Annotated in this window: 9 protein-coding genes and 1 pseudogene; 5 read left to right on the top strand and 5 right to left on the bottom strand. The window is 73.2% G+C overall.

The window, feature by feature from the left end:
- The 3 genes and pseudogenes from ABD296_RS47145 to ABD296_RS47135 all read right to left on the bottom strand — a co-directional run.
- Positions 1–204 (bottom strand): annotated as a pseudogene (locus tag ABD296_RS47145) (hypothetical protein); the annotation flags it as partial.
- Complete coding sequence (locus tag ABD296_RS47140) at positions 201–641, bottom strand: hypothetical protein (RefSeq protein WP_344284254.1); 441 nt, start codon at positions 639–641, stop codon at positions 201–203. The pseudogene ABD296_RS47145 and the gene ABD296_RS47140, both read right to left, overlap by 4 nt.
- 19 nt (positions 642–660) lie before the next feature.
- Entirely contained in the window at positions 661–2,115 is a 1,455-nt protein-coding gene (locus ABD296_RS47135; protein WP_344284251.1) for an FAD/NAD(P)-binding protein, read from the bottom strand.
- A 225-nt stretch (positions 2,116–2,340) separates the two neighbouring features.
- Between ABD296_RS47135 and ABD296_RS47130 the strand changes: the two genes are divergently transcribed.
- Positions 2,341–5,427 (top strand): FAD-binding and (Fe-S)-binding domain-containing protein, encoded by a 3,087-nt coding sequence (locus ABD296_RS47130; protein WP_344284248.1) that lies wholly within the window; start codon positions 2,341–2,343, stop codon positions 5,425–5,427.
- A 27-nt stretch (positions 5,428–5,454) separates the two neighbouring features.
- Here the strand turns inward: ABD296_RS47130 and ABD296_RS47125 are convergent, their stop codons facing one another.
- Positions 5,455–6,132, bottom strand: coding sequence for a DUF6348 family protein (locus ABD296_RS47125; protein ID WP_344284245.1), 678 nt, complete (start codon positions 6,130–6,132; stop codon positions 5,455–5,457).
- Between the two features lie 69 nt (positions 6,133–6,201).
- Positions 6,202–7,053: an NAD-dependent protein deacetylase gene (locus ABD296_RS47120; RefSeq protein WP_344284242.1), complete on the bottom strand. Its 852-nt coding sequence runs from the start codon at positions 7,051–7,053 to the stop codon at positions 6,202–6,204.
- 211 nt (positions 7,054–7,264) lie between these two features.
- On the opposite strand from ABD296_RS47120, the gene ABD296_RS47115 reads away from it, so the two are divergent.
- The 4 genes from ABD296_RS47115 (at position 7,265) to ABD296_RS47100 (ending at position 12,227) form a co-directional block, all read left to right on the top strand.
- Positions 7,265–8,026: a DeoR/GlpR family DNA-binding transcription regulator gene (locus tag ABD296_RS47115; protein WP_344284239.1), complete on the top strand. Its 762-nt coding sequence runs from the start codon at positions 7,265–7,267 to the stop codon at positions 8,024–8,026.
- The gene (locus tag ABD296_RS47110; RefSeq protein ID WP_344284236.1) at positions 8,023–9,399 is read left to right on the top strand and encodes a 6-phospho-beta-glucosidase; all 1,377 of its coding nucleotides are present in this window, start codon (positions 8,023–8,025) and stop codon (positions 9,397–9,399) included. The genes ABD296_RS47115 and ABD296_RS47110 overlap by 4 nt, the downstream gene beginning before the upstream one ends.
- 115 nt (positions 9,400–9,514) lie before the next feature.
- Entirely contained in the window at positions 9,515–10,774 is a 1,260-nt protein-coding gene (locus tag ABD296_RS47105) for a carbohydrate kinase family protein (protein ID WP_344284233.1), read from the top strand.
- A gap of 97 nt (positions 10,775–10,871) precedes the next feature.
- A complete protein-coding gene (locus ABD296_RS47100) occupies positions 10,872–12,227 on the top strand; it encodes an extracellular solute-binding protein (RefSeq protein WP_344284230.1) in 1,356 nt (451 codons plus the stop codon).
- Positions 12,228–12,298: the final 71 nt, after the last annotated feature.

Genomic DNA, 12,298 nt, shown 5'->3' with positions numbered 1-12,298 from the left:
CCGGGCCGCCAGCACTCGGGCGGCGCGGCGCACCAGGTCCGGGCCGTCGCCGCCCGCCTCCGCGACCTCCCGCAGCGCGGCCAGCAGCGCGTCCACCAGCGGCGCGGTCACCGCGTCCGGCGCCGCGCACACCAGCGACAGCTCGCCCTCCTGCGCGACCAGCCCGTCGCCGGGCAGCGGCCGCGCGAACGCCCCGCCGGTCACAGCAGCCGTCCGCCGCGCAGCCTCCACCGCACGAAGAACACCCGGATCGGCCCGTTGACGAACAGCCACTGGCCGAGCCACACGAACACGAACATCGTCAGGAACATCGAAGCCGACACGTGTCCTTCGATGCCGGGAACGAGGCCCGCGTTCAGCAGCAGCCACATGACCGCCCCCTCCGGGACGATGGTGGCCAGCCCGAACAGCGTCGGCCAGTCCTTGTCCCAGCGGAACTGCATCAGCAGGTGGTACACCAGCTCCCACACCAGCCCCACCACGATGACCGCGAGGAGCATCAGGAACGCCGTCCGGTACGCCGCGCCGAGCGAGCCCGGCCTGCCGGGCAGCACCGGGACGATCAGCGCGGTGAGCAGCGCTCCGACGGTGGCCAGCACGAAGACGCGGGTCTGCAGCCGGCCGGCGAGGGTGGGGATCACGGTGGGGGGCTCCTGCGTGTCAGAGGGGACGGCCGGTGAACCACTTGACCCACTGGCCGGTCGACCGCACCGGGCCCAGCCGCGCGCAGAACCCGCGCCGGGCCAGGTCCGCGGCGATGTCCAGCGCCGCGGTCTGCATGCCGAGGAAGCTGTCGACGGCCGGGTAGTGGTTGCCCGCGGCGGCGGCGCCGGAGGCGTACAGCACGCCGCCCTCGCTCTCGGCGCCGAGCACCTCGAAGTGCTCGCCGACCGCGAGGCGGCCCGCGCCGTTGCGCCGCGCGCCGCCGTACTGCAGCAGGTCGGCCAGCACCCGGTGCTCGGGCATGTCGGCCTCCAGCCCGGTGCAGTCGATGACGAAGTCCGACACGTACCGGCCGAGGCGGCCGTCGTCGCTGCGGGTCAGCGACACCAGCCGCCCGTCCGGGGCCGGCTCGACCCGGTCCACGACGGCCTGGAACGGGTGGTACCAGCCGCCCGCGCGGCCCTCGCGCATCTGCTGCTGCCAGCGCCGCAGCCGCGGCGTCGTCGTCCCGCCGACGGCCTTGGACAGCGCCGCGCGCCGCTCCGGCCCGGCGCGCCGGAACTGCGCCTTCAACTGCCCGCCGAACGCCGACTTCGGCAGCGTGAACGCCTGGTAGGACCAGCCGTCGCCGCCCTTGCGTCGCATCCACATGCCCTGGCCGTGCGAGCCGGTGACGAACGTGCGGAACATGTGCACGATCTGCGTCTGCAGCCCGTACTTCGCGCGGTCGTCCATCAGCCGCTGCAGCACCCGCGACGCGACGATGCCGGCGCCGCGCACCACCACCACGCCGGGACGCGACTTCAGCGTCTCGTACAGGTGCTCGTGCGGCTCGTAGGCGTTGACGACGCGGTGGTAGTCGTTGTGGGTCTCGCGGAACTGCTGCAGATCGGGCAGGAACTTCAGACCGGGGTAGCCGACCGCCAGGTGCACGTACTGCGACCGCATCACGATCCGCTTGGTCGCGGACGTGCCGGGCGGCGGTGTCAGGACGGTGTAGTAGCCGCCGCCCATCCGGCGCCGCACCATCCGGACCTGCCCCTTGGCGAGCATCTGCCAGTAGGAGATCCGGTCGGCCTCGCGGCGGACGGTCTCGAACACGGTGGCGGCGCGCGGGCTGAAGAAGTCGGTCAGGACCGGCTCGGTCAGCACCTGCCACAGCAGCTTCACCGACTTGTCCTGCCACGCCTCGTGCAGCGCGTACGAGGGGAAGCCCCAGATGTTGTCGGGCCGGGCGCCGGCGTCGGAGCGGATCCGCTCGCCCGCCGGCAGCTGCGAGACGCGGGTCAGGTACTCCCACGACTGCCAGGGCGCGTCCCGGCTGGACAGCACCCGGATCGAGCCCGCCGGGACGCCCTGGACGCGCAGCACGTCCACGAGCGTGAACGAGCCGAGCCCGCCGCCGACCGACACCAGGGGCGCGTCGTAGACCGGGATTCCCGCGGCCTGCACCTGCTGGTCGTGCCAGACCGGCGATCGGAGCAGTTCGGGCGTGAGATCACCAACTGGTCGGGCACCCTGCAACGACGTCCCCCGCAACAAGATCAGACGAATCGGCCGACACCCTATCCCAAAGGACGCGCCATGCAGGGGGAATCGCGGCGGCGCAGGCGGCGGGCCCTGGTGGGGGCGCCGCCGGGCCGGATTGAAACGCGCCGTGCGGGTATGCGGTCGGGCATGTCTGCATCGGCGGAGCGTCTGCGTCAGGTCGGGAGGTTCGCGCAGGGTGGCAAGCACGTAAAGCGGGACGAGGGTAAGGCGGCCGGCGCGGCCGAGGACTGGAAGACCGCGGCGCTGCGCCGCGACCTCGCCGGCCGGGTGGACGGCGAGGTCCGCTTCGACCCGGGATCGCGCGCCGCGTACGCGCACGACTCGTCCAACTACCAGCAGCCGCCCATCGGCGTGGTGGTGCCGCGCACCGTCGAGGCAGGCGTCGAGGCCGTCGCGGTCTGCGCCGAGCACGACGTCCCGGTGCTGTCGCGCGGCGGCGGGACGAGCCTGGCCGGGCAGTGCTGCAACACCGCCGTCGTCATCGACTGGTCCAAGTACTGCCGCGCGCTGATCTCGGTCGACCCGCAGCGGCGGACCGCGATCGTCGAGCCGGGCGCGTGCCTGGACGACCTGAACGAGGCGCTGTCGGAGCACGAGCTGATGGTCGGCCCGAAGCCGTCCACCCACGACACCTGCACGATCGGCGGGATGATCGGCAACAACTCGTGCGGCGCGTCGGCGCAGGCGTACGGGAAGATGGTCGACTCGGTCGTCCGGCTGGAGGTGCTGACCTACGACGGCGTGCGGATGTGGGTCGGCCCCACCTCCGACGAGGAGTACGAGCGGATCCAGGCCGAGGGCGGCCGCCGCGCCGAGATCTACCGGGCGCTGCGCGCGCTCCGCGACGATGGCATGGAACTGATCCGCACCCGCTACCCCGACATCCCGCGCCGGGTGTCGGGCTACAACCTCGACTCGCTGCTGCCCGAGAAGGGCTTCGACGTCGCCCGTGCCCTCGTCGGCTCGGAGTCGACGCTGGTCACCGTGCTGCGCGCGGAGATCTGCCTGGTGCCGGTGCCGCCGTTCGAGTCGCTGGCCGTGCTCGGCTACGACGACGTCTTCGCCGCCGGCGACGCCGTCAAGCGCGTCCTGCCGTCCGAGCCGCTCGCGCTCGAGGGCATGGACGACACGCTCCTCGACCTCGCCAGGCAGGACAAGCTCGCCGGGCCCGAGGTGCTGAAGGACATGCCCGAGGGCGCCGGCTGGCTCATGGTCCGGTTCGGCGGCGACACCAAGGACGAGGCCGACCGGCGCGCCCGCGACCTCATCGAGCGCCTGGAGAACGAACCGGACCCGCCGCACTGCACCTTCGTGCACGACCCCGAGGTCGAGGAGCTGCTCTGGAAGGTCCGCGAGGCCGGGCTCGGCGCCACCGCCTACCCGCCCGGGCATCCCGACACCCACGAGGGCTGGGAGGACTCCGCGGTGCCGCCCGAGCGGCTCGGCGACTACCTGCGCGACTTCCAGGCGCTCATCGACGAGTTCGGGTACGGCCCGGTGTCGCTGTACGGGCACTTCGGGCAGGGCTGCGTGCACACCCGCATCCCGTTCGACCTGGAGGACGAGAAGGGCACCGGCAACTACCGCAGGTTCATCGAGCGCGCCGCCCGCCTCGTCGTGGACTACGGCGGGTCGCTGTCGGGCGAGCACGGCGACGGGCAGTCCCGCGGCGAGCTGCTGCCGCTGATGTTCGGCGACGAGGTCGTGCGGCTGTTCGGGATGTTCAAGGCGATCTTCGACCCGCGCGGGAGGATGAACCCCGGCAAGGTCGTCCACCCCTACCGCCTCGACGACAACCTCGACCACCTCGGCTACGACCCCGCCGAGCCGAAGACGCACTTCTCCTTCCCCGACGACAATCACCGGTTCACCCACGCGGCGGCCCGCTGCGTCGGCATCGGCAAGTGCCGCGCCTCGTCCGGCGGCGTGATGTGCCCGAGCTACCGGGCGACGGGGGAGGAGGAGCACTCCACCCGCGGCCGCGCCCGCATCCTGATGGAGATGATGCGCGGGATGCCCGGCGGCGGGCCGGACGGCGGGACGCCGGACCCGTCGGTGCCCGGGCCGGGCGGCGCCGCCGTCATCACCGACGGCTGGCGGTCCGACGACGTCCGCGACGCCCTGGACCTGTGCTTGGCCTGCAAGGGCTGCCGCAGCGACTGCCCGGTCAACGTCGACATGGCGACCTACAAGGCCGAGTTCCTCTCCCACCACTACGCGGGCCGGCTCCGCCCGCCCGCGCACTACACGATGGGCTGGCTGCCGCTGTGGGCGAGGATGGCCTCGGTGGCGCCCGGCGCCGCCAACGCCGCGCTGAACGTCCCCGGCCTGGACCGGGCGATGAAGCGGCTCGGCGGCATCGCTCCGCAGCGGCAGATGCCGCGCTTCGCCTCCGAGCGGTTCACCGACTGGTTCAAGCGGCGCCCCGCGCGCTCCGGGGGCCGCCGCGTCGTGCTGTGGCCCGACACTTTCACCAACAACTTCCACCCGCACATCGCCAAGGCCGCCGTCCGCGTGCTGGAGGCGTCCGGCTACCAGGTCGAGGTGCCGCCGGTGCCGATGTGCTGCGGCCTCACCTGGATCTCCACCGGCCAGCTCGGCGTCGCCGCCCGGGTGCTGCGGCGCACCGTGAACGCGCTGGCGCCGCGGCTGCGCGACGGGATCCCCGTGGTCGGGCTGGAGCCCAGCTGCACCGCCGTGTTCCGCGCCGACGCGCCCGAGCTGATGGAGGGCGACCGCGTCGAGGACGACGTGAAGCGGCTGCGCGACCAGACCCGCACTCTCGCCGAACTGCTCGACGAGCACCAGGAGGCGTCCGGCGGCGCCTCGCCCGCCGCGTCGCACGACGTGGTCGCCGGGCTGGACCGGCCGAAGGTCCGCGCCATCGCCCAGCCGCACTGCCACCAGCACGCCATCATGGGGTTCGGCACCGACGAGCGCGTCCTGTCCCGCGCCGGCGTCGAGGTCGAGACGCTCGACGTCGGCTGCTGCGGCCTGGCGGGCAACTTCGGCTTCGAGGCGGGCCACTACGAGGTCTCGACCAAGATCGCCGAGCAGGGCGTCTGGCCCGCGGTGAAGGACGCCGACCCCGGCACGACCGTGCTGGCGGACGGGTTCTCCTGCCGCACCCAGATCGAGGCGGGCACCGACGCCCGCCCCCGCCACCTCGCCGAACTCCTCGCCGACCTGCTCCCCGACGAGGACCGGGATTGACCGGACGCCCCGGCCGCGGCGGGACGGTCAGCCGCTCGGGACCAGCAGCGCCCAGGACTTCACCGAGCCGTGCCCGTGCCACGGCAGATGGTCGGCGATGTGCCCGAACGAGGCGCCCGCCTCGCCGTTCAGCACCGTCACCTCGGTGATCGGCCCGGACGGCAGCCGCGCGCAGAAGCTGAACAGCCACACCGGGCGGTCCGGCAGCGCGTAGCCGGTGAACAGCTCTTCGATCACGACCTGCGTCGGGGGCCGGTCCGCCATGGCCGACCGGTCGTCCTCGGTCAGCCCGCCGAAGTCGCGGGTCGCGACCGGGCCGTAGTACACCCGCGCGGACCGCTCGCCGCCCGCGAGCGGCGTCACCGTCGCGTGCCCGGCGAGATCGCAGCCGGGCAGCAGCGCGGCGGCGAACACCGGGAGCACGGTGTGCGCCCATCCGTCGAGCGCGTCGGCGGCCGGATGCCGGTCGCCGCCCGGCACCCCGACGGCCTGGTCCCAGGCGAACATCCCGCCGAAGCTCGGGTGCGAGACCCCGATCGGCAGCTGGACGAGCCCGTTGTCCTGCGGCTGCGGTGCGGCGATCGCGATCCGCACTCCGGTGCCGGCCACCTCGACCTCCGCGCCGCCGGCGGACGCGGGCAGCGCGTGCCCGTCGGCCAGCATCCGCGCGAGCAGCCCCGCGATCTCTTCCGCCCCGATGTCCATGATGATCACCGTAGCGGGGCGGGCCCGGAGGCATCCGCCGTTCACCGGATCCGGGCGGCGGCCCGCGGGTCAGGTCAGGCCGACCAAGGCGTCCAGGGTCGCGCCGAGCGGCGCGTCGAGGGTCACCAGCGCGTGCTCGTCGCCGCGCGTCGCGCCCCGGTTGATGATCGCCACCGGGATGCGGTGCCGCGCGGCGTGCCGGACGAACCGGTACCCCGACAGCACCGTCAGCGACGACCCGAGCACCAGCAGCGTCCCGGCGGACTCGGTGAGGGCGTAGCAGTCGCGGACCCGGGCGGGCGGCACGTTCTCCCCGAAGAAGATCACATCGGGTTTCAGCAGGCCGCCGCAGCGCGTGCAGTCCACCATGCGGAAGGACGCGGCCTCGGCGTCCGACAGCACCGCGTCGCCGTCCGGGTTGATCATGTCGGGACGGGCGTCCCAGCCGGGGTTGGCGGCGCGCAGCCGCTCCTCCAGCCGCGCCCGCGGCGTGCGCTCCCCGCAGCCCAGGCACACCACGCGGTCGAGGCCGCCGTGCAGCTCGACGACGCCGGCGGCGCCCGCCGCCTGGTGCAGGCCGTCCACGTTCTGGGTGATGATCCCGGCGAGCAGGCCGCGCCGCTGCAGCTCGGCGACCGCGCGGTGGCCGGCGTTCGGGCGGGCGCGGGCGATGTGCCGCCAGCCCAGGTGGCTGCGCGCCCAGTACCGGCGCCGCGCCGCCGCGTCCCCGGTGAAGCGCTGGTAGGTCATCGGCTCGGCGCGCCGCCGCCGGCCGGTCTCGCCTCGGTAGTCGGGGATGCCCGACTCGGTGGACAGCCCCGCCCCGCTCAGCACCACCACGTCGCCGTCGGCGACCAGATCCGCCAGTACGGCCAGCTCCGGGGCCGTCGCCCCTGCCCGCTCCTCAACAACCTGCGTCACCTCTCCATGGTGCACGACGGCGCGGCTGACCGTCCGTCCTGACAGAGGGTGAGCGTCCGCCCATCGCGAACGGGCGGATCTTGACCGCGTTGACTGACTCCCGTCACACTTTGACCGGGATATGTGCAGGTCAGATGCCCGAATGACGGAGTTCGAGCAATTTCGTGCCGGGTGATGACCGAAGTCGGTCACGGGTGCTACGTTCCCCTGCGTGACCTCGAGCAAGCGACGTGCGCAGATCGTGTCATCGGTGCGCACGAAGGGGGCGGCGTCCGTCCGGGAACTGGCGCAGAGCCTGCAGGTGAGCGAGTCCACGATCCGCCGCGATCTGGACCTGCTCGACCGCAACGGCGAGCTCGTCCGCACCTACGGCGGCGCGGCGCCGACCCCGCGGGCGGCGGCGCCGGAGATCTCCTTCGCGGCGTCGGCCCGGCACGACAGCGCCGAGAAGGAGGCGGTGGCGGCGCGGGCCGCCGCCCTGGTCGAGGACGACATGGTCGTCGTGCTCGACATCGGCACCAGCACCCGGCTGCTCGCCCGGCACCTGCGCGGCCGCCCGGTCACCGTGATCACCGCCAACCTGGCCGTGCTGGACGAGCTCCGCGACGACGAGGCCGTCCGGCTGTGCCTGCTCGGCGGCGTGGTGCGGCGCAACTACCTGACGCTCGTCGGGTCGCTCACCGAGACCGCGCTCCGCCAGGTCCGCGCCGACCTGGTGTTCCTCAGCTGCACCGGGGTGCGGCCGAACGGCCTGGTGGTGGACGACATGGAGGTCGAGACCCCGATCAAGCAGGCGATGATCGACGCCGCCGACACGGTGGTGCTCGTCGCCTCCGAGGCCAAGTTCCCCGGCACCGGCTCCCTGCGCGTGTGCTCCCTCGCGCAGGTCGACGCGCTCGTCACCACGGCCGGCGCCGATCCGAAGACTCTCGAGCTCTGCCGGCAGGCGGGCGGGAAGGTGTTCATCGCATGAAGCTGGCCATTCTCGGCGGCGGCGGGTTCCGGGTGCCCTACGTGTACCAGGCGCTGCTGCGCGACCACGGCTCCCCGCGCATCGAGGAGGTCTGGCTGCAGGACTCCGATGCCGGCCGCCTGGAGGCGATGGCGGCCGTCCTGGCCGCGCTCGCGGACGGGAGCGGCGACGGGTCCGGCGGCGCGCCGCAGGTGTTCACCTCCACCGACCTGGACAAGGCGCTGGAGGGCGCCGACTTCGTGTTCGCGGCGATCCGCGTCGGCGGGCTCGCCGGGCGGGTGTGCGACGAGCGGGTCGCGCTCGACCTGAACGTGCTCGGCCAGGAGACGACCGGGCCCGGCGGGCTCGCCTACGGGCTGCGCACCATCCCGGTCATGCTCGATATCGCGCGCCGGGTGAAGGCGCTCGCGCCGGACGCCTACGTCATCAACTTCACCAACCCCGCCGGGATGATCACCGAGGCGATGCAGTCGGTGCTCGGCGACCGGGTGCTCGGCATCTGCGACACCCCGTCCGGCCTCGGCACCCGGGTCGCCGCCGCGCTCGGCCTCGACCCGTCCCGCGTGCAGCTGGACTACGTCGGCCTGAACCACCTCGGCTGGATGCGCCGCATCCTGCACGACGGCGTGGACGTGCTGCCCGGGCTGCTCGCCGACGACGAACTCCTCGGCTCGCTGGAGGAGGGCGTGGTGTTCGGCCGCGAATGGCTCCGCGAGCTCGGCGTGATCCCCAACGAGTACCTGTACTACTACTACTTCAACCGCGAGGCGGTGCGCGCCACCCTCGACGCCCCGCAGACCCGCGGCGAGTTCCTGGCCGAGCAGCAGGCCGCGTTCTACGAGCGGATCGCCGCGGCGTCCGGCGGCGCGGCGATGGAGCTGTGGCGCGAGACCGTCGCGTCCCGCAGCGCCAGCTACATGGCCGAGATGAAGGGCGCGGCGACCGGCACAGAGCTGGAGGGGCACGCCGGCGTCGACCCGGTCGACGAGGGCTACGCGGGCGTCGCGCTGAGCGTGATGGCCGCGATCAGCCGCAACGAGCCCGCCACCATGATCCTGAACGTGCGCAACGGGTCGACGGTGCCCGCGCTGCCTGCCGACGCGGTGGTGGAGGTGCCGGTGCTGGTGGACGCCGGCGGCGTGCACCCGCTGTCGCTGGCCCAGCCCGACCTGCACCAGACCGGGCTGATGCAGCAGGTCAAGGCGGTCGAGCGGCTGACGATCAGCGCCGCGCGGACCGGCTCGCGCGCCGACGCCGCCAAGGCGTTCGCGCTGCACCCGCTGGTCGACTCGGTGTCGGTGGGGCGGCGGCTGCTGGACGGCTACGCCGCCCGCATCCCGGAGGTCGCGGCCGTGTTCGCGGGCGGGACGTGACGGGCCGCCGGCCCGGAGGCGCTCCCGCCGCCCGCCCGGACCCCACTCGGTCCCGTTTTGTCATGACATTCGGTCATCCTGGTCTCAGCTCTGACGGTCCTCGTGAGGAGGCGCAATGACAGCAGGAACCCTGCGCGGGGCTCCGTCCGCGGAGGTCGGCGACGGCGGCACGGCCGCGGACACCGGTGCGGCCACGGGCGCGGCGGCCCCGGGCCGGCCGCCCGAGCCGTCGATGGCCGACCCGTGCGCCGAGCGCGAGGCCGTGGGCGAGCGGCTGCGCCGCACGCACGACGCGGACGAGGAGGGACCCGCGCCCGACCTGGACGTCTTCCTCTCCGGCCAGGTCTTCATGGACATGATCTTCACCGGGCTGCCCGGCCTGCCGCCGCCCGGCACCGAGCTGTTCACCGACGGGCTCGGCTCGGCGCCCGGCGGCATCGCCAACATCGCGGTGGCGATGAGCCGGCTCGGGCTGCGCGTCGGGCTCGCCGCCCCGTTCGGCGACGACCTGTTCGGCGCCTACCTGTGGCGCACCCTCGCCGAGCAGGAGGGCGTGGACCTCGGCCACTCCCGCCGGGTCGGCTCCTGGCCCACGCCGGTCACGGTCTCGCTGGCCTACGACTCCGACCGCAGCATGGTCACCTACGCCAAGCCCGTCCCCGACATGGGCTCCGCCGACGACTCCTACGAGGAGGTGCTCGGGTCCGCGCCGCCGTCGGCGCGGGCCTGCTTCATCGACATCGAGCGGCCGGTGCCCGCGTGGGCGCGGCAGATGCGCGCGGGAGGCACCCTGATCTTCGCCGACCTCGGCTGGGACGCCACCGAGACATGGTCCAGCGAGGTGCTCGACCGGCTGGACCACGTGGACGTGTTCCTGCCCAACGCCGTCGAGGCGATGGCCTACACCCGCACCGCCTCGCCCGAGGCCGCCGCCCGCGCCCTGTCGGAGCGGGTGCCGGTCGTGGTGGTCAAGCGCGGCGGCGCCGGCGCGATCGCGATCGACGCGCGCACCGGCGAGGTCGCCGAGACCGACGCGCTGCCGGTCCGGGCGCTGGACGCCACCGGAGCGGGCGACGTGTTCGGCGCCGGGTTCCTCTTCGGCACCCTCGCCGGGCTGCCACTGGAGGAGCGGCTGAAGTTCGCCAACCTGTGCGCGGGCCTGTCGGTGCGGCACCGCAGCGGCTCGCTCGGCGCGCCCTGCTGGGGGGAGATCGCCGCGTTCGGCGAGTCCGGCGAGGTCGCCGAGGAGGTCCTCGAACCGTACGCGTTCGTCGTCGACTACATCCCCGACTCGGCCACCGACACCGTGGTGCGCGCCCAGCCCACCCTCCGCGACGAGGCCGCCCTGCGCGACGACCTGCAGCACTCGTCCTGACCGATCGTCCCGACCCCCCGCCCCACCCCCCAGGACCCGCACCGGTACGGCCCGTCCGGCCGGTGCGGGGCCGGCAGCACAGAAAGGAGCCGCAGGAATGCCGACGCTCATGAGACGGAGCACGGTCGCCGCGGCCGCGGTCCTGGTGACCGCGCTCGCCGCCGCCTGCGCGCCGGGCTCGTCGGACGACAAGCCGGCGAGCAAGGCGCCCGCGGCGGTCAGCACCGACGTCGCCAAGGCCGGGAACGTGACGCTCACCGTCTGGGACCAGGAGGTCCAGGGCGGGCTGAAGGAGCAGATCGAGAAGCTCAACGCCCAGTTCGAGGCCAAATACCCGAACGTGAAGATCAAGCGGGTGTCGCGCTCGTTCAGCGACCTGCAGAAGACGCTGCGGCTCGCGCTGTCGGGCGGCAGCCCGCCCGACGTCGTCGAGGCCAACCAGGGCTACGCGTCCATGGCGCAGTACGTCAAGGACGGCATGCTGCTGCCGCTCGGGTCCTACGACAAGGCCTACGGGTGGTCCAAGCGGTACCCGAAGGGCCTGCTCGACCTCAACAGCGTCACCAAGGACGGCAAGCTCATCGGGTCCGGCGACCTGTACGGGGTCTCGCTGAACGGCGAGATCGTCGGGCTGTACTACAACAAGGAGAAGCTCGCCAAGCTCGGCATCCAGCCGCCCAGGACCTGGGACGAGTTCGAGCAGGCGCTCGCCACCGCCAAGGGCAAGGGCGAGGTACCGATCGCGTTCGGCAACCTGGAGAAGCTGCCCGCGATGCAGCTGTACGGCATCCTGCAGGACGCCGCGACCGGCAAGCAGGCCGTCCGGAACCTGGTGTTCGGCAGCGGCGGGTCCTGGACGGACGCGCCGAACGTGCAGGCCGCGCAGCGGCTGTCCGACTGGGCGAAGAAGGGCTACCTCACCAAGGACTCCAACGCGGTGAAGTGGGACGACACCCCGGTCAACTTCGCCAAGGGCCAGGGCGTGTTCATGTTCGGCGGCACCTGGTGGGCGCCGGACCTCGACGACCGGATGAAGGACAAGGTCGGCTTCCTGCTGCCGCCCGCGCCGCAGGCGGGCGCGCCCGTCGCGACCATGGGCGGCGAGAGCCTGCCGTGGTCGATCACGTCCAAGTCCAAGCACGCCGACGTCGCCGCCGCCTACATCAACTTCATCACCTCGTCGGACGCGATGAACGTCGCGGTCGAGACCGGCAGCCTGCCGGTGCTGCCCGCCTCCAAGCAGCCGGACAAGCCGCTGATGAAGGAGGTGTCGGCGGCCTGGGCCGAGCTCAGCAAGAACGACGGCACCACCCCCTACATCGACTACACGACCCCGACGTTCACCGACGCGTTCGGCGGCCCGCTGCAGGGCCTCGTCGCCGGCAAGACGTCCGCGCAGCAGGCCATGAAGGCGGCCCAGGACGACTACACCGCCTTCCAGAAGAAGAAGTAGTGACGACCGGCCCGGCGTGACCGCCGGCCGCGCCGCCGCCCGCGCCCGCCGCCCCGCGGCGCGGCCGGCGG

The organism is Actinomadura napierensis, from assembly GCF_039529375.1.
Lineage (GTDB): Bacteria > Actinomycetota > Actinomycetes > Streptosporangiales > Streptosporangiaceae > Spirillospora > Spirillospora napierensis.
The sequence above is the reverse complement of the archived record's forward strand: the minus strand, read 5'-3'. Positions and strand labels throughout refer to the sequence as shown.